This window comes from Streptomyces sp. NPDC046215 (assembly GCF_040646215.1).
Classification (GTDB): Bacteria; Actinomycetota; Actinomycetes; order Streptomycetales; family Streptomycetaceae; genus Streptomyces; species Streptomyces stramineus.
The window spans coordinates 53,668-73,028 of record NZ_JBEYZW010000002.1; the positions used below are offsets into that span (position 1 = coordinate 53,668).

At 76.7% G+C, this 19,361-nt stretch carries 4 protein-coding genes; all 4 read right to left on the reverse strand.

The genetic code is table 11. From position 1 onward, the window contains the following. Nucleotides 1-316: 316 nt before the first annotated feature. Genes ABZ951_RS01420 through ABZ951_RS01435 form a run of 4 tightly spaced genes read right to left on the reverse strand, consistent with a single transcriptional unit; the run spans nucleotide 317 to nucleotide 19,249 of the window. Nucleotides 317-3,721 (reverse strand): amino acid adenylation domain-containing protein, encoded by a 3,405-nt coding sequence (locus ABZ951_RS01420; protein WP_361278443.1) that lies wholly within the window; start codon nucleotides 3,719-3,721, stop codon nucleotides 317-319. After that, entirely contained in the window at nucleotides 3,718-9,660 is a 5,943-nt protein-coding gene (locus tag ABZ951_RS01425) for an SDR family NAD(P)-dependent oxidoreductase (RefSeq protein ID WP_361278446.1), read from the reverse strand. Before ABZ951_RS01425 ends, ABZ951_RS01420 begins: the two co-directional genes overlap by 4 nt. Then, a complete protein-coding gene (locus tag ABZ951_RS01430; protein ID WP_344095565.1) occupies nucleotides 9,657-12,851 on the reverse strand; it encodes an amino acid adenylation domain-containing protein in 3,195 nt (1,064 codons plus the stop codon). Before ABZ951_RS01430 ends, ABZ951_RS01425 begins: the two co-directional genes overlap by 4 nt. Then, nucleotides 12,848-19,249 carry an amino acid adenylation domain-containing protein gene (locus ABZ951_RS01435; RefSeq protein ID WP_344095567.1) on the reverse strand — a complete coding sequence of 2,134 codons (6,402 nt, stop codon included), beginning with the start codon at nucleotides 19,247-19,249 and terminating at the stop codon, nucleotides 12,848-12,850. The genes ABZ951_RS01430 and ABZ951_RS01435 overlap by 4 nt, the downstream gene beginning before the upstream one ends. Between the last annotated feature and the right edge of the window lie 112 nt (nucleotides 19,250-19,361).

Consider the following 19,361-nt stretch of genomic DNA (forward strand, 5'->3'; position numbering starts at 1 on the left):
GCCACCGCATCCCGACGCACGAACGCCACAGCGCCACGAGGCGGGGCCACCCGGGGCACGGCCCCCTCCCGTACGAGCCATGCGGCCGGCAGTACCGACCGGCCGATACCGGCGCCTGTCGCGGCGCCGGGGCATGCCACCGCGTACCGACGCGCGGACTCTACGGGGCCCCGGGACGGAGCCACTTGGGGCACAGCCACCTCCGGCGCGGGCAGTGCGGACGGCAGTACCGACCAGCCGCTGCCGGCGCCTGCCGCGGCGCCGGGGAACGCCACCGCATCCCGACGCACGAACGCCACAGCGCCACGAGGCGGAATCACTCGGAGCACGGCTCCCCCTCCCATACGGGCGGCCCGGAGGGCTCCGGCGGCAGCGCCTCCACTTCGGCCAGGGCGCTGAGGATCGCCTGCCGGTCGGCGCGGGCCCGGAAGTCCTCCACGGTCGTGGCGAGCGCGGCGATGTCGAGCGCCTGGTAGACCCGTCGGACGGGCAGGTCGACGTCGAACTCCTCGACGACCCGCGAGTGGAACTGGGTGACCATCAGGGAGTCCCCGCCGAGGTCGAAGAGGTTGTCGTGCACGCCGATGGTCTCCGGTGACGTCTTGAGCAGGTCGGCGAGCAGCCGGGCCAGGGTCCGTTCGGTGGCGGTGCGGGCGCGCCGGTCCGGCGGACGGGCGGCGCGGCCGGCGGCGGGGTCCGGCAGGGCGGCCCGGTCGAGTTTGCCGTTGCGGGTCAGCGGGATCCGGTCGAGGGGGACCACGGCGGCCGGGACGAGATAGCGGGGCAGCCGGGCGGCCAGGTAGGCGCGGAGCGCCCCCGCGTCGCAGGTGCCGTCGAGGACGGCGTACGCCGCGAGGTAGTGCCGGTCGCCGTCGGTGCGCGCCACCACGGCGCAGTCCCGGACGGCCGGGTGGGTGAGGGCGGCGGCCTCGGTCTCGGCGGGCTCCACCCGGTGTCCGCGCAGCTTCACCTGGGCGTCGGAGCGGCCCAGGTAGTCCAGTTCGCCGCCGGGCAGGAGGCGGGCGAGGTCGCCGGAGCGGTAGCGGCGGGCGCCGGTGCGACCGGGGGTGTCGTCGGGCGGGAAGCGGTCCGCGGTGAGGCCGGGGCGGTTCAGGTAGCCGCGGGCCAGGCCGACGCCGCCGACGAACATCTCGCCCCGGCCGCCCGGTCCGGCGGGGCGGCCGGCGGGGTCGAGCACGTCGGCGTACTGGCCGGGCAGCGGGGCCCCGACGGGGCTGCCCGCCGTGTCGGCCGCGGTGAGCCGGCGGGCGGTGACGTGGACCGTGGTCTCGGTGATGCCGTACAGGTTGAACACGGCGGGCCGGCGGTCGCCCACGGCGTCCCACCAGGGGCCCAGCCGCCCCGGCTCGCACCGCTCGCCGCCGAGGACCACGAGTTCCAGCGCGCCGGGCGGGGTGGCGCGGACGGCGGTGGGGAGCAGCTGGTGGAAGGCGCTGGGCGTCTGGCTGAGGACCTCGACGCGCTCCTCCTGGAGCGTGGTCCACAGTTCGTCGGGCGCCCGGGCCACGTCCGGGGGCACCATGACGAGCCGGCCGCCGGTGGTCAGGGCGCCCCAGACCTCCCACACGGAGAAGTCGAAGGCGGGCGAGTGGGTCATCGACCAGGTGCGGGGCGCGTCCAGGGCGGGCAGCGTCTCACGGCAGGAGGCCAGCAGCCCGGTGATGTTGGCGTGGGTGACGAGCACGCCCTTGGGGCCGCCCGTCGAGCCGGAGGTGTAGACGGCGTAGGCCGCGTTCGCGGGCCGGACCGGTCGGGCGGGGGCCGCCGGGGTGCCGGGCGGTGCGGTCGCGGCGGGGTCGACGCGGCGCAGCGGGGGCAGTTCGGTGTCGGAGACGATCAGGGTGATCCCCGCGTCGGCGGCGACGGCGGCGCGCCGGGCGGCCGGGTCCGCGGGGTCGAGCGGCAGATAGGCGGCGCCCGCCTTGAGAACGGCCAGTGCGCCGACGGCCCACTGCGGCCCGGCGGGCAGGCACAGGCCCACCAGGTGCTCCGGTCCGGCGCCGTGCGAGCGCAGGACGGCGGCCAGGCGTCCGGCGCGGGTGTCCAGCGCCCCGTAGGTCAGCTGGGCGCCCCCGCAGGTCACGGCGACGGCGTCGGGGTGGCGGGCGGCCGCCCGGGCCACCAGGTGGTGCAGGAGGTCCTGCCCGGTCCGCTCCTCGTGCCGGGGCCGGGGCAGGCGGCGGGCGGTGGCCCGGTGCAGGACGGCCGCGGTGGGCGCGTCCGGTGCGGCGAGGGTGCCGGTGAGGATCTCGCGCAGCCGGGTGAGGATTTCGCCGGCCACCGCGCCGGTGAGGCGCCCGGGGTCGTGCTCCAGCTCCAGTGCGATGCCGTCCGGGCCTTCGGTGGCGGTCAGCGCCAGGGGGAACTTGGGGGCGACGGCGGGCGGGGGCAGGACGGCGACGTCCAGGCCGGGCAGGTCCACGGCGGTCCGCGGGGTGTTCTGGAAGGCGAAGGAGGCGGAGAAGAGCGGGTTGTCGGTGAGGGACCGCTCCGGGCGCAGCGCCTCCACGAGCCGTTCGAAGGGCACGTCCGGTCCCTCCAGGGCCTCGCGCACCTGCTGTTGGGCGTCGGCGGCGAGCGCGGTCAGCGGCGCGGCCCCGGCGCCGGGCAGGCGGATGGGGGCGACGGTCGCGAAGCAGCCGACGAGGGGTTCCAGTTCGGTGCGGCCGCGGCCGGCCACGGGGACGCCGACGACGGTGTCGTCCTGGCCGGACAGGGCGGCGAGCGTCAGGCCGAAGGCGGCGAGCAGCAGGGGGAACAGGGTGAGCCCGGCCCGGCCGCCGAGGGCCCGCAGCCCGGTGAGGAGGTCCGGGGGGAGCGTGTCCCGCAGGACGGCGGCGGGTTCGTACCCGGGCTCGGCGGGCGGCGGTGCGAGGAGGTCCAGTCCGGGCGGCGCACCGGCGAGCCGCTCGGCCCACCGGGCCGACGAGGCGGCCGCTTCGGGCCGTGCGGCCTGCTCGCGCTGCCAGGCGGCGAAGTCGGTGTAGCGCAGCGGCGGGTCCGGCAGGCCGCCGGGGGTGCCGGCGAGGTGGGCGCGGTAGAGGGTGCCGAGGTCGCGCAGGAGGAGGTCCAGGGACCAGCCGTCGCCGGCGATGTGATGGCGGGTCAGCAGCAGGCGGTGCTCGCCGGGGGCCAGCCGCACCAGGAGGGCCCGCAGCACCGGGCCGGTGGCGAGGGTGAAGGGCCGGCGCGCCTCCTGGGCGGCGAGGCGGGCGAGGGCGGTGGCTCGGGCGGGCCCGGGGAGCGCGCCGAGGTCGGCGAGGGGCAGGGGCGGTGCGCCGTGGAAGGGTGCGACGACGGGCAGGGGGCGGCCGCGGCTGATGGCGTACCGGGTGCGCAGCACCTCGTGGCGGCGGAGGACCTGGCCGAGGCAGTCGCGCAGGGCGGCCGGGCTCAGCGGGCCGCGCAGCGCGATCTCCAGGGGGAGGTTGTAGGCGCTGTCGCGGGGGTGGAACTGGTGCAGCAGCCAGAGGCGTTCCTGGGCGAAGGACAGCGGTGCGGGCCCTTCGTGGCGGGGGACGCGGTGGGCGGCGCGCAGGTGGGCGAGCAGTTCGCTCTTGCGGGCGGTGATGGCCGCGAGCAGGTCGCGGGTGAGGGTGCCTTCGGGGGCTCGGCAGCGGAGCCGGTCGCCGTCGGCCGTGAGGCTGATGTGCCGTCCGCTCAGTTCCGCGAGGAGCTCCGTGACGCCGGAGTCGCTCATAGCACCACCTCTTCCTGGCCGGGGGGCGCGGCCGGTGGGGGTTGGCCGTGCCGGTCGACGGCGGCGGCCAGCCCCGCGACCGTGGGGTCGTCGAACATGCGGGCGATGGAGATCTCGGTGCCGTAGGCGTCCCGGAGCTGGGACAGCAGCCGCAGGGCGAGCAGCGAGTCGCCGCCGAGGGAGAAGAAGTCGTCGGTGAGACCGGCCCGCCGGACGCCGAGCAGGTCGCGGAACCAGTCCGCGATCCGCCGCTCGGCCGGGGTGCGGGGGGCCTTGTACGGGGCCGTGCGGTCCTCGGTGTCCCGGCCGGGGCCGATGCGCAGCTCGCCGAGGGCGGCGAGGTGGTCGTCGGTGGTGTAGGCGGCGTGCCGGGCGAGGAGTTCGCCGAGGTCCTGGGTCGACACCAGCACGTTGGGCCCGGTGTCGGCGGCCAGCAGCCGGTCGAACAGCTCGACGCCCTCCCGCGGGGTGAGGGCGCCCAGCAGGTCGCCGCCGGGCCGGCCGGGGGCGTCCGCCGCCCCCGGCCCGTAGCGTTCGGTCAGCCGGCGCTGTGCGGACGCCCACATGCCCGATTCCCGCCAGTCGGTCCAGGACACCGACAGGGTGCGCCCGGGGCGGCGGGCGGCGCGGTGCGCGGCGAAGGCGTTGAGGAAGTCGTTGCCCGCCACGTAGCCGACCTCGCCGAACTTCAGCTTGTGCAGCACGGTGCCGATCGAGGAGCACAGGACGAAGAAGTCCAGGTCGTGATCGGCGAAGAGGTCGTCGAGCACGAGGGCACCGAGGAGTTTCGCGGCCATGGCGGTGTCGGTCGCGGCCCGGTCGCGGCGCTGGATCATGCCCGCGGTGTCGGGGACCCCGGCGGCGTGCACCACCCCGCGGACCGGCCCGTGGTCGCGTTCGACGCTCGCCGTCAGGGCGCGCATGGCCTCGGGGTCGGTGAGGTCGGCGCGGAGCGGGAAGACCCGGCCGCCGGTGGCCTCGATGCGGCGCAGGCGCCTGACGAGGTCCGCCTCGGGGTGGTGCGCGGGCAGCCGCTCCCAGTCCTCGCGCGGGGGCAGGGGCCTGCGGTGCGTCAGGACGACGGTGGCGGGGGCCTGTGCGAGGTGTCCGGCCAGGTGCAGGCCGATGCCGCCGGTCCCGCCGCAGATCAGGTAGACGCCGCCGGGGCGGATCCGGGCGCGCTCGGCGGGGGCCGGCAGGGTGAGCGGGGCGTGGCCGGGGACGAAGCGGCGCCGGCCCCGGTAGGCGACCAGGGTGGTCTCCCGTGCCGCGCGCAGCTCCTCGACGATCCGGTCGGCCAGCCGGCCGGTGGGATCGTGGTCGGTGCCGTCCGTGCCGACTGTGCCGTCTGGGTTCGCCGGCACGTCCATGGCGGTGCAGGCGATCCACGGGTACTCCCGGGGGATCACCTTCGCCGCGGACGCCACGGTGGCGTGCTCCGGGTGGAGCAGGTCGTCGCCGAGGATCTCCTGCGCCCCGGCGGTCACCGTGAGCAGCCGGACGGGGTGCCGTTCCGGGCGGGCGCCGAAGGCCCGGGCCAGCTCCAGGAGGCTGTGCAGGCCGGCGCCCTGGGCGGCAGCGGCGGTGCCGGGCCCGGCGGCGCGGCCGCGGCGGAGGGCGTCCGTCATCGGCCACAGGTGCACCACGAGGCGGACGGCGTCGCCGAGCAGGTCCTCGTACTCCGCCGGGGGCTCGCCGACCGCGGTGACGTCGACGCCGAGGGCCTCCAGCCGGGTGGCGACGGCCTTCGCGGTCGCGCCGCCGCCCAGGAGCAGGCAGGTCCCGGACACGTCGGCGGGGCGGGGCGGGGCGGCGTGCCGCCAGCCGGGCAGGTGGCACCAGGTGCTGACGTCCCGTGCCCCGCCGGGTCCGGCGGCGGGCAGGGGCCGCGGTGCCCGTTCGGCCAGGACCAGGGCCGCGTCCCGGGCGCCGGTCTCCGGGACGATCACGTCGGTGGCCGCGAAGTCCTCCCCGGCCACCAGCGCCCGCCAGCCGTCGGCGTCGAGCAGCGGGCCGTGGGTGCGCCGGTCGGTGGCGTTCCACCAGCCGTCCGTCAGGCCCCAGATCATCGAGAGCCACGGGTCCGCGGCGGTCGTCTCGATCAGGGCGAGGGTGCCGCCGGGGGCCAGGAGGGAGCCCAGGTGGCCGAGGGCGGCCCGCAGGTCAGGGGCGGCGTGCACGACGTCGAGCCCGCAGACGAGGTCGAAGTGCTCGCCCGCGAAGCCCTGTTCGCCGGGTTCCTGGGAGATGTCCAGGACGCGGGTGCGGACGAAGTCCAGGCCGCGGCGGGCGGCTTCCTCCGCGAGGTGGGTGACGAACAGGCGGGAGACATCGGTGGCGTGATAATCGAGCCTGCCGGGGGCGCGGGTGGCCAGTTCCCGGGTGAGGTTGCCTTCGCCCGCGCCGACTTCCAGGACCCGGATCGGTCGATCGTGGCGGGCGGCGAGCCGGTCGAGGAGGGTTCCGGTGAGCGCGGTGAGCCGGCCGGTCGCCCGGTGGTCGGCGGTGCGCTCCCCCAGGGTGCGGCGCAGGAGCGCGGCGTCCCCCGCCGGGTACAGGGCTTCCAGCGCCGCGCCGGGGACGGTGAGGGCGCGGGGGCAGGCCCCGGCGCAGTGCGTGAGCAGCTCGACGAGCCCCGCGAACTCCGGGTGTTCGGTGGTGACTTCGGCGACGAGGGTCGCGGCGTCCGCCGCCGGGGCCTCGTCGGCGAGGGTGCGCAGGAAGTCATGGAGCCGCCGGAACTGCGGCAGGACGTCCTGGTCCCGGACGCCGCCGGCGAGGCAGTCGCGGGCCAGGGCCGCGCACAGCCGGTTCAGGGCGGGCCGCAGACCGGGCCGCCCGTCGAGGGGCACGGGCCCGTCGCCGGCCGCCCGTAACTCCGCGCGCAGGGCGGTGGCGAGGCCGGCGAGGAGGGGCTCGGGGGCCGCCGGGCCGGCGTCGGGGTCATCGCCCGGTGCGCCGCCGCCACGAGCGGCCGATACCGGGAGGACGGAGCCCGAGCCCTCGGCGGGCCCCTCCTCCCATACGGCACGAGCAACCGCACCCTCCCGGCCGGCGGCCGGATCATCACCCGGTACGCCACCGCCACCAGCCGCCGACCCGGCATCCGGCACCACACCCGCGACACGCCGGACAGCCAGGAAGCCAGAGCCCAGCCCCTCGGCAGGCCCCTCGGGCGGCCCCTCCTCCCGTGCAGCCCGCGCAGCCGCACCCTCCCGACCGGCGGCCGCCAGGCCGGCGGCCGGCCGCGCGGCCGCGTCAGCGGAACCCGGCTCACCGACGCCGGCCGGCCCCGACCGCCCCGCCACGGCCGACGCCGCGTCCGGCTCCACCCAGTGCCGCGCCCGCTGGAACGGGTACCCCGGCACCGTGGTCCGCCGGGGCTCGGCGGGGCGGTGGAACGCGGGCCAGTCCGTGTCGCATCCGGCGCGCCACGCCTCGGCGACCGCCCGGGTCAGGGACTGTGCCGGGTCCGTTCCGGCCAGGCACCGGATCGCGCGGTGCCGCTCGCCGAAGCCGGGGGCCCGGCGGGCGAGGGCGGTCAGCCCGGCGGGCGGGCCGGTCTCCAGGAGGGCGACGGGGCCCAGTTCCAGGCAGCGCCGCAGGCCGTCGGCGAACCGCACCGGGCGCCGCATGTGCGCCAGCCAGTGGTCGGGCGAGGCCACGGTTTCGTCCGCCCAGTCGCCGGTGAGGCCGGAGCAGTACCGCAGCCGGGGCGGGCGCAGTTCGACCGTCTGAAGTGCGGCCCTGAAGTCGTCGAGGAGGGGTTCGACGGCCGCCGAGTGGAAGGCGTGGGCGGTGGCGAGCGCGGTGGTCGCGACGCCGCGCTCGGCCAGCAGGGCGGCCAGTGCCCGCACGGGTTCCGGCGCGCCGCTGACCACGCAGCGGTCCGGGGCGTTGAGGGCGGCGAGCTCCACCCCGTCGGCGAGCAGGGGCCGCAGGTCCTCCGCCGCCAGGGGCACGGCGAGCATGCGCCCGGCCGGGAGCCGGTGCTGCACGGCCGCCCGCGCTTCGACGAGCGTCAGCGCGTCCGGGAGCGACAGCACCCCGGCCAGGGTCGCCGCCACGTACTCGCCGAGGCTGTGGCCGAGCATCGCGGCCGGGCGCAGCCCCCAGTCCATCAGGGTGGCGGCGAGGGCGTATTCGAGGGCGAAGAGGGTGGGTTGCAGCAGCCGGGTGTCCCGCTCCGGGCGGGCCGGGCCGTCGGCGGCGGCGTGCAGGTCGGCGGGGCGCCGGCCGAGGAGCTCCGCGCACGCGTCGAAGTGGGCGCGGTAGGCGGGCCGGCCGGCGTACAGGGCGCGGCTCGTCGCGGCGGGTGCCGTGCCCTGGCCGGGGAAGAGGAACACCGCTTCCCGGCCCTGGTGGGCGGCTTCGGTGGCCGCGCCGGCGAGCAGCCGGGCCGCGTCGGCCCCGTCGCGGCAGACCACGGCGGCCCGGTGGGGGTGGGCGCGGCGCCCGGCGAGGGTGGCGGCGAGGTCGGTGAGGTCGTCCGGCCGCTCGCGGCGCGTCCAGGCGGCGAGGTCGCGAACGGCGTCCGCCAGGGCGGCGGGGGTGCGGGCGGACACCACCAGCGGCAGTGCGGCCGGCGGCCGCGGCGGCCGGGCCGGGGGCGCGGGCGGCTGTTCGAGGACGACGTGGACGTTGGTGCCGCCGATGCCGAAGGAGCTCACGCCGGCGCGGCGGGGGTGGGCGGCGGCCGGCCAGTCCAGCGTGTCGGCGTTGACGTGGAAGGGGGTGGCGGAGAAGTCGATCGCGGGGTTGGCCGTGCGGTAGTGCGGGTGGCCGGGGATGACGCCCTCCCGCACCGCGAGGACGGCCTTGATCAGGCCGGTGATGCCCGCGGCCGCGTCGAGGTGGCCCACGTTGGCCTTCACCGAGCCGAGCGCGCAGAACCCGCTCCGGTCCGTCTGCGCGCGGAACGCCCGCGTCAGTGCCTCGACCTCGACCGGGTCGCCCAGCCGGGTGCCGGTGCCGTGGGCCTCCACGGCGCCGATGGTCTCCGCGGGGACCCCCGCCACGGCCAGGGCCTCGGCGACGACGGCGCTCTGGCCGGTGACGCCCGGCGCGGTGTACCCCACCTTGTCGCCGCCGTCGTTGTTCACCGCGGAGCCGAGGATCACCGCGTGCACCCGGTCGCCGTCGCGGACCGCGTCGGCGTGGCGCTTGAGCAGGACGAGCCCCACGCCGCTGCCGCCGACCGTGCCGTTCGCCCGGGCGTCGAAGGGCGCGCAGCGCCCGTCGGGGGCGTAGATGCCGTCCTCGGCGTACACGTAGCCCTGGCCCTGGGGGACCTGGAGGGAGATGCCGCCGGCCAGTGCCATGTCGCACTCGTGGGTGAGGAGGCTCTGGCAGGCCAGGTGCACGGCGGCCAGGGAGGAGGAGCACGCGGACCCGACGGCGTAACTGGGTCCGGTGAGGCCGAGTTTGTGGGAGACGGTGGTGGCCAGGAAGTCCTTGTCGTTGTGGATGAGGACGGGGAAGCCGCCGAGCAGGCGCTGCGCGGTGCCCTCGGCCAGCACGTTGCGGATCAGGTACGAGCTGAGGCTCGCGGAGAGGAACACCCCGACCGGTGCCCCGGTGGCCGCCGGGTCGTAGCCGGCGGTGTCGAAGACGTGCCAGGCGGTCTCCAGGCAGATGCGGTGCTGCGGGTCCATGACGGCGGCCTCGCGCGGGGAGTAGCCGAAGAACTCCGCGTCGAACAGGGCGATGTCGCCGAGGAGGCCCTCCGCGCCGACGAACCGGGGGTGGCCGGTCCGTTCGCGTTCGGCCCCCCGCAGCGCCGAGCTCGCGGCGGGGAAGCGGCTGACGGTGTCCGCGCGGCGGACCAGGTTCGCCCAGAACGCCTCGACGCCGTCCGCGCCGGGGAACCGGCCGCCCAGCGAGACCACGGCGATCCCGTCGGCCGGCTCCGGCGCTCCCTCAGGCCCCGGCCCGGTCATCGCCGCCCGCCTTCCCGGCGGTGCGCGGCCACCGCGGAGCGGCGGCGGTCCGCGCGGCGCGACGCCTCGGCCACGGCGCCCCCGCGCCGGTCCTCGCGGCCTTCCACGAACGCGGCGAGCGCCGCGACGGTCGGCAGCCGGAACAGGTCGACGAGGGCGAGGTCGGTGCCCAGCCTCGCCACCAGCCGGTGGTGGACGCGCAGCAGGGTCAGGGAGTTGCCCCCGAGGTCGAAGAACCCCTGGTGGACACCGATGTGTTCGATGCCCAGGACCTCGCGCCACACCTCGGCGACGGCCTGCTGCACCGGGGTGCGGGGCGGTGCGTGCGGGTCGGCGGCCGGCCGGTGGCCGGCCGCGAGGCGGTCCAGGGCGGCCCGGTCGACCTTGCCGTTGGGGGTGCGCGGCAGGGCGTCGAGGACGACCAGGGCGCTGGGCACGAAGATCGCGGGGAGTCGTGAGCGCAGGGCGGCCAGGGTGGGCTCCGTCTCGATCCGGCCGCCCGGGAGCGGGCTGACGAAGCCGAGGAGGCGGCGGTCCCCGGCGGTCGCCCCGGTGGCCACGACGGCGGCCTCGGCGGCGGGCGCGCAGGCGCGCAGGGCGGCCTCCACCTCGCCGAGTTCGATCCGCACGCCGCGGATCTTGACCTGGGTGTCCGCCCGGCCGAGGAAGACGAACTCGCCGTCGGGGCGGCGGACGGCCAGGTCCCCGGTGCGGTAGAGGCGGGCGCCGGGCGGGCCGTAGGGGTCGGGCCGGAACGACTCGGCGGTGGCGCGCGGCCGGTGGAGGTAGCCGCGGGCGGGCGCCACCCCGCCGATGAGCAGTTCCCCGGCGACGGCGCCCGGGACGGGCCGCCCGTGGGCGTCCGCGGCCCACACCCGGGCCGTGTCGACGGCGCGGCCGATGGCCGGCTCCTGCGCGCTCCCCCGGGGCACCAGGGACACGGTGGCGTAGGTGGTGGCCTCCGAGGGCCCGTAGAGGTTGCGGACGGCCGCGCGCGGCAGGCGGGCGTGCAGCCGGTCGGTGAGGTCGCGGGCCAGCGGCTCGCCGGCCAGGTTGACCGCCCGGAGGCCCGCGGGCAGGGCGCCGGTGTCCAGGAGCGCCGCGGCGGCGGAGGGCACGGTGTTGAGCAGCGTCGCCGCCGGGGCCCAGGGCAGGGTGCCCACGTGCAGCGCGCTGTCGGCGAGGACGACCGTGCCGCCGTGCGCGAGGGGCGCGAACAGCTCGAAGACCGACAGGTCGAAGCCGGCGGAGGTGGTGGCCAGGACGGCCGTCAGTTCCCCGTGCGGGAAGGCGTGGCCGGCCCAGCGCAGGAACGCGGCGACGCTGTCGTGCTGGACCGCCACGGCCTTGGGCCGGCCGGTGGAGCCGGAGGTGTGGAGGAGGTAGGCGAGGGCACCGGGCCGGTCGGGCCCGGTGTGGTCGGCGCCGTCGCCGGGGCGCGGGCGGGGCTGCGGCCCGTCCGTGAAGTGCGCGGGCACCCCGGCCGGCACCGGCGGCTCGCCCAGCCCGGACGCGGTGAGCAGGGCCCGCGCGCGGGTGTCGGCGAGCATCAGGCGCACCCGTGCGGCGGGCAGGGCGGGGTCGACGGGGAGGTAGGCGGCCCCGGCCTTGAGGACGGCCAGGAGGCAGACGAGCAGCTCGGGTCCGCGGGTGAGGCGCACTCCGACCACGTCCTCGGTGCCGATGCCGGCGCGGCGCAGCCGGGCGGCCCGGTGGTTGGCGCGGAGGTTGAGGGCCCGGTAGCTGAGGTGCGCGGTGCCGGTGACGAGCGCGACGGCGTCGGGGCACCGGGCCGCGGTGCGCTCCACGAGCCGGTGCAGGGGCGGCCCGGCCGGCTGCCGCACGGCGGTGCCGGTCAGGCGCCGTGACTCCTCGGCGGACAGCAGCGGCAGCTTGCTCAGCGGGGTGTCGGGGGCGCGGACCCCGGCGGCCAGGAGGGTGCCCAAATGGTCGGCGAAGGCGCTCAGTTCCGCGGGGGTGCCGTGCCCCGGCTCGGCCTCGAAGATCAGCTCCAGTCCGTCGGGTGACTCGACGGCCGTGACGCCGAGCTCGACCTTGGCGGCCGCGCCGGGCACCGGGACGACGCGGGCCCGCACACCGGGCAGCGCGGGCGGCGCGGGGCGGCGCTCGTGGGCGAGGAGCACCTGGAAGAGGGGGCTGAGGTCCGGCGACCGGTCCGCGGCCACCGCGTCGACGATGTCCTCGAACGGGGTCGTGCGGTGTTCCAGGGCGCCGATCAGCGCGGACTTGGCCCGGGCCAGCACCTCCTGGAAGGTGGGATCGCCGTCCAGGCGGATCCGTAACGGCAGCGTGTTGATCAGCGGGCCGACGGTGGCGAGCTGACGCTCGTCCTCGCGCAGCCCGACCGGGGAGCCGATCACCACGTCCGGCCGGCCGGTGTACCGGGCGACGAGGGCCGCCAGGCCGGCCAGCAGCAGCATGTAGGCGGTGGCTCCCCGCTGCCGGCAGAACGCGGCGGTGCGCGCCGGGTCCTCGTCGGCGTACCGGACGCTCCGGCGGGCGGGGGCCCCGGAGGCGGGGCCGGAGCGGCGGAAGACCGCGGTGCGGGCGGGGGCGCCGGCCAGCTCCCGGCGCCAGAAGTCGAGCCGGCCGCCCGGGTCCTGCGCGCCGTCCGCGGTGCTTTCGGCGCAGCCCGGGGCCCGTTCCCCGAAGGGGCGGGGCCGGCCGGCGAGGGCCGCCGCGTAGCCGTCCTCCAGTTCCCGGCACACCACCGCGAGCGAACCGCCGTCGAAGACGATGTGGTGGGCCGCGAGGATGAGGAAGGAGCGATCGGCGGTGAGGCGCAGCAGCGTCCACTCCACCGGCGGCCGGGTGTCCAGCCGGAACGGGCGGGCGGCGATGCGGTGCAGTGTCCGGCCGGTCTCCGCCTCCCGCCCGGCGGTGTCCACCCCGGTCAGGTCGACGACCCGCAGGTCCGCCGCCCGCCTGGTGACGTGCTGCGCGAGGGTGTCGCCGGAGGCCCGGAACACCGTGCGCAGCGCTTCGTGCCGGGCGCCCAGCCACCGCACGGCCGTCCGCAGCGCCGCCGGGCGTAGGTCACCGGTGAGCTCGATGGCGGTGCAGATGTTGTATGAGGGCACCTGCGGGGCGAGCTGGTGCAGGAACCACATTCTGCGCTGGGCCGGCGATAGCGGGCGGTCGGCCGGGGCAAGGGGGGCGAGGGGGCTCATTCCCGGTGCCCCCCGGCCAGGGACGCCCCCGCGGTCGCCGGGCCGGCGAGCCGTGCCCGGTCGATCTCCTGGGCGAAGTCCCGCAGGGCCGGCGCCTCGAAGAGGCTGCGCACCGAGACGCGGGTGCGGAACATCCTGTTAGCCGCGGCGGTGGCCTGCATGGCGCGCAGGGACTCCCCGCCGAGGTCGAAGAAGCTGTCGGCGGCGCCCACCCGGTCGAGCTTGAGCACGTCGGCCCAGATCGCGGCGAGGGTGCGTTCGGTGTCCGTGCCGGGTGCGACGTACTCCTGGCCGGGTGCCAGCTCGGCGTGGCTGGGCGCGGGAAGCGAGGCGCGGTCCACCTTGCCGGTGGCGGTCAGCGGCACGGCGTCGAGGACCATCACCGCGGTGGGCACCATGTACCGCGGGAGCCGGTCGCGGACGTACTTCTGGAGCTCGGCGGGGTCCGGGCGGTGGCCGGGCACGGGCAGCACGTAGGCCACCAGGACCTTCTCCCCGGCGTCCTCGCCGCGGGCCATGACGATGGAGCGCTGCAAGCGGGGGTGGGTGTCCAGGACGGCTTCGAGCTCGCCGAGCTCCACCCGGAAGCCGCGGATCTTGACCTGGTGGTCGGCGCGGCCGAGGAACTCCAGCTGTCCGTCGGACAGGTAGCGGCCGAGGTCGCCGGTGGCGTAGGCGCGGCCGCCGGGCGCCGGGGCGGCGGGGTCGGGGCGGTAGGCCGCGGCGGTGTCGCGGGGGCGGCCCAGGTAGCCGCGGGTCACCCCGGCGCCGCCGATGAACAGCTCGCCGGCCACGCCCAGGGGCACGGTGCGCCCGTGGTGGTCGCGCGGGTGGACGCGGGTGCCGGCGACGGGCCGGCCGATGGGCAGCTGGGGGCCGTCGTACCCGGTGTCCTCCTGGGACCAGACGGTGCTCCACACGGTGGTCTCGGTGGGCCCGTACTCGTTGTGGAAGGTGCTCGCGGGCAGCAGTTCCCGGCAGGCGCGGCGGACGTCGGCGGGGCAGGGCTCGCCGGCCGCGATCACCGTGTGCAGCGAGTCGAGTTCACCGGGCCCGGCCTGGTCGAGGACGGGCGCCAGCAGGGAGGGGATGGCGAGGGTGTGGGTGGGCCGCTGGCGGGCGACCGTCTCCACCAGGGCGGCGGGGTCCAGCTGCGCCCCTTCGCCCGGCAGGACGAGGGTGCCGCCCTCGCCGAGGGTCCAGAAGATCCCGGCGACCGAGCTGTCGAAGGCGAACGAGGACAGGAGCAGGAACCGGTCGGGTGCGGCCGGGTAGTGGGCGCGGCGGGCGGCGAGCGAGGCCACGACGTTGCGGTGCTCGACGACGATGCCCTTGGCGGCGCCCGTCGACCCGGAAGTGAACATCACGTAGGCGGCGCCCGCCGGGGTGACGACGCCGCGCGGATCGCCGGTGCCGGCGGCGGGGGCGGCGTCGCAGGGCACCGGGCGCACCCCGGCGGGCAGTCGGCCGGCCGTGCCGGGCCGGTGGACCACGGTGGTGGCGCCGCTCGCGGCGAGGACGGCGGCGATCCGCTCGTCGGGCAGGGCGGGGTCGAGCGGCAGGTACGCGCCGCCGGCCTTGAGGACGGCCAGCACGCTGACGATCTGTTCCACCGAGCGCTCGGCCAGGACGCCGACGACCGTCTCCGCGCGGACGCCGTGCGCCCGCAGGTGGTGGGCCAGGGCGTTGGCGCGCCGGTTGAGTGCGCCGTAGCTGAGGACGGCGGTGTCGAGCTGGATCGCGGGGGCGTCGGGGCGGGCGGCCGCGTGGGCCTCCACCAGCTCGTGGAGGCAGCGCTCCTCGACGGGCGCCGCGGGGCCGCGGGTGAAGGTCGCGAGGGCGGCCCGGTCGGCGTCGGAGCGGAAGTCGTGGCGGTCGTAGCGGCCGCCGGGGTCGGCGACCATCGCCTCCAGCACCCGGGCGTAGCTGTCGCGGACGCTGGCCATGTGGGAGTCGGCGAACTGCAGGCTGTCGTACTCGACGCGCACCTCCAGGCCGCCGGTCTCCCGGTTGAGGCGGAAGATGCCGCAGAAGGGGAAGGTCGACTCGCCGTAGAGCTCGTTGGCCACGTGGCCGACCCCGCGGTCGGTCCAGCGGTCCAGGACGTGGAAGACGTGGTAGTTGGTGAAGAAGAACAGGGTTTCGGCGAGGGGTTCGTTGCCCTGGTGGCGCTTGAGCTCGGCCATCGGCAGCCGCCGGTAGGGCATCGAGACGCGCTCGGACTCCAGGGTCGCGGTGATGAGCTCGGCCCAGGTGCCGCCGCCCATGCGCAGTCGCAGGGCGAGGCTGTTGACGAACAGGCCGATCGCGGTGGAGCCGTCGGCGGTCTCGGGGCGGCCGTTGGTGACGGTGTAGGTGAGGGTGTCCTCGTGGCCGCCGTAGAGGGACATCACCACCATGTGCGCGGCCAGGAGCACGCTCTTGAGCGGCACGGCGTTGGCGGCGGCGACCCGCTTGAGGCCGTCGGACAGCTCCTCGGACACGGGCACGGCGATGCGGACGATGTCCCGCGCGCCCTTGTCGGCCCGGGGCCCGGCGCCGGGCCTGGGCAGCCGCATCAGGGTGGCGTCGGCGAGGTAGGAGTCCCAGAAGTCGTAGTTGCGGCGGTCGGCGAGGGCCTGGAGCTCCAGGGCGACGGCGTCGCGCATCGTGGAGGTCGGCGATTTGATCGCGATCGGCTCGTCGTAGATCACCGAGAAGTAGTGGCTGAACAGCTCGGTGATCATGAGGGCTTCGCTCCACCCGTCGACGATCTCGTGGTGGAAGCCGTAGGTGAACTGGAAGACCTCGTCCTCCAGCCGCTGGACCATGAAGCGGATCAGCGGGTACTCGTGCAGCTCGAAGCCGCGTTCCTTCTCGTGCTCGATCCACTCCTCGACGCGGGCGTCCTGTTCCCCGGCCGGCATGCCGCGCAGGTCCTGGTGGTGCAGGGGGTTGTCGAAGGTGTGGTGCACCAGTTGCAGCGGGCGGCTGAAGCTGCCCATGTCGAAGGAGGTGCGCAGCATGGGGTGGCGTTCGACGAGCTGCTGCACGACCGTGCGCATCACCTGGAGGTCGAAGGGGGCGCGCAGCCGTACGGAGGCGATGGCGTGGTAGACCGCCGACTTCGCCGCGAAGTCGCGGTGGAAGATCATGCCTTCCTGGAGGAGGTTCAGCGGGAAGGCGTCCTCGACGTCCTCGGGCATCATCGCCCGGTCCTCGGCGGAGATCAGCGCGAAGGGCTCGGTCACCGGCGCCTCGGGCGGGTCCTGGCGGGCGTCCAGCTGCTCGGCGCAGGTGCGCACGGTGGGGTGCCGGTGGAGGTCGGCGACGGTGACGTCGACACCGCGGGCCTGGGCCCGGGCGGCCACCATGACGCTGCGGATCGAGTCGCCGCCGAGCACGAAGTAGTTGTCGTCGATGCCCACGCGCCCGACGCCGAGGACCGTGGCGACGGTGGCGGCGAGGATCTCCTCGGTGGCCGTGCGCGGGGCCGCGTACTGTGCGTGCTCCCCGCCGTCCGGGCCGCGCCGCGCGGTCGTGTGGGGCTTGGGCAGGGCGGCCTTGTCGACCTTGCCGTGAGCGGTGACCGGGAGGGCGTCGAGGGTGACGAACACCGACGGCACGAAGTGCTCGGGCAGGTGCTCGCGGCAGTGGGCCGCGAGCTCCCCGGGGCGGGGGGCCTCGGCGCCGCGGGCGGGGACGACGTAGCCGACGAGGGTGAGTTCGGCGGCGAGCGGGGAGGAGCGGCCCGGGTCGTCGTCCCGCCGGGCGACGACCACGGCGCGGGCGACGCCGGGGTGGCCGGCCAGGACGGCCTCGGTCTCCGCGGGCTCGACGCGGACGCCGCGGATCTTGACCTGGTCGTCGGTCCGGCCGAGGTACTCCAGGTGGCCGTCGGGGCGCCGGCGTGCCAGGTCGCCCGTGCGGTAGAAGCGTGCGCTGCCGGCCCCGGGCAGGCCGCGGAAGCGTTCCCGCGTGAGGCCGGGCCGCTGCAGGTAGCCGTCGGCGACCCCGGCCCCGCCGATCCACAGCTCCCCGGCGACGCCGTCGGGCACGGGCCGCTGCCGACTGTCGAGCACGTGGGCGGTGGTGTTGGCGATCGGGGCGCCGATGGGCACCGGGCCGGTGTGCGGGGTGTGCTCGTCCACGAGGTGGGCGAGGCAGCCGACGACGGTCTCGGTGGGGCCGTACTCGTTGACGATCCGGCCGCCCGCGGCGCGGAACAGCTCCAGGCTCTCGGCCCGCAGCGCCTCGCCGCCGACGACGAGGGTGCGGACCGCGCCGCGCACCTCGTCGGCCGTGAGCAGTTGGCTGATCACGTCGAGGTGGGTGGGGGTGAGCTTGACCAGGCTGAGGTCGCGAGCCGTGCGCAGGGTGCCGATCAGGCCGGTGACCCCGGCGGTCTCGGACAGCATGATCACCTGTTGGCCGGCGAGCAGGGGGCCGAGCAGGCCGGTGAGGGTGAGGTCGAAGCTGATCGAGGAGTGGACGAGGGCGCCGGTGCCCTCCCCCAGCCCGTAGGCGCGGACGCACCAGTTGAGGTAGTTGGCCAGGGCCCGGTGCGGGACCTGGACGCCGTTGGGCGCTCCGGTGGTGCCGGAGGTGTAGAGGACGTAGGCGGGGTCGTCGGGCCCGGTGGCGACGGCGGGCGCGGTGGCGGGACGGGCGGCGATGCGCGGCCAGTCGGCGTCCAGGGCCACGGCGGTGGCCGTACCGGGGCCGGTGCGCTCCCGGATGTCGGCGGTGCACAGCAGCACGGGCGCGGCGGTCTCGCGGAGGACGAACTCCAGCCGCCGGGGCGGGAATCCCACGTCGACGGGGACGAACGCCGCCCCGGCCTTGAGGACGCCGAGGAGGGCGACGAGGAGGCCGGTCGACCGGCCCAGACAGACGACGACGTGCTGGCCGGGGCGCACCCCGGTCGCGATCAGGTGGTGGGCGAGCCGGTTCGCCCGGGCATCCAGCTCGGCATAGGTGAGCGTCTCCTCCCCGGCGCGGACGGCGACGCGGTCCGGGCCGGCGGCGGCCCGCTCGGCGAAGAGCTCGTGGACGTTCTTCCGCGGGTGGTCCTCGCGCGGGCCGCGGCCCTCTTCCCGGAGGCGCTGCTCGGCCATGTCCGTGAGGATGCGGAGGTCGTCCACCGGCGTATCGGGGCCGGCGGTGACGGCGGTGAGGATCCGGGCCAGGCAGTCAGCGGCGTTCTCTGCGAAGGTCTCGTCGATCCGGGCCGCGTCGTACCGCAGGTGAAGGCGCGGTGTGCCGCCGGCCCGGCGCACGGTCAGCCGGACGGGGACGGCGGGGGTGCCCGTCTCCTGGTGGAGGACGGTGCAGGTGATTCCGCCGCCTTCGACCGGCATCTCGTCCGTCTGGTGGGTGAAGGCGAAGAGGGGCGGCGCGGCGCGGCCGCCGAGGCCGCCGAGCAGTTCGGGGTCGCAGGCGTCCAGGCGGGCGTCGCCTTCGCGGACGAGCTCGTCCAGGGCGCGGACGTAGGCGGTGAACGGCCGGCCGGGGTCGGTGTCGAGGACGAGCGGCATGTCCCGCTCGAAGGCGCCGACGGCGCGCCTGAGTTCCTCGTAGGTGCGGCCGTCCCGGGTGAGGGCGACCGGCAGGGTGCCGTCCCCGGTCAGCCGGCGGACCATGACGCGGAAGGCTGCGTGCAGGACGGCGTCGGGCCCGGTGGACAGGCTCTTGGCGATCCGGCCGATGCCGGCGGCCGTCTCCGGGGTCAGGGTGATCTCCCTGTCCCGCCAGTCGCCGTGCCCGGGGCTCCCCGGGTCGGTGCGGGTGACGCCGGGGAGGTGGGCGGCGGCCCGGGGGGCGTGGGCGGTCCAGAAGGCCCGGTCCGCGGCGGAGTCCTCGGCCGTCAGCAGGTCGTTGTGCCAGGCGGCGAAGTCGGCGTATTGCAGGGGCGGTTCGGGGTTCGGCGCGGCGTCGCCGCCGTAGGCCGCGACCAGCTGCCGGACAAGGAGGCACAGGGACACCCGGTCGGCGACCAGGGCATGGGCGGTGAGGACGAGCAGGGCGCGGCTGTCGCCGGCGCGGGCCAGTACGGCGCGCAGGAGGGGCCCGGCCTGCGGATCGAGGGCCTCCCGCTCGGCGGCGCGGAGGGCGTCCAGCTCCGGCCCCGACCCGTCGGCGCACGACGCGGGCAGTGCGGTGACGGGCAGCGGTACCGCGCCGGGCTCCTGGACGATCTGCACGGGCGCGGTGCGGCCCGCGAGGCCGGTGAAGGTCGTCCGCAGCGATTCGTGCGCGGCCACCGCGGCGGAGAGCGCGGCCGCGAGGCGCGCCTCGTCCGGCGATCCCGAGACCGCCACCGTGAGCTGCGCGAAGGATTCGGCACGGCCGGCCGGCCCGGCCCATAAGTGCCGCTGCTGCGGCGAGACGCGGTAGCCGGAATTCGCCGTCTCAGTCACGATCCATCTCCCTTGGCGCGTTGCGGACAACAGCACTGGGCGCACCCCGGGCACGCCGAGGCAATTCACCGATCAGGCACCACGAATATCCGGGCACGGGGAACACAGGCGA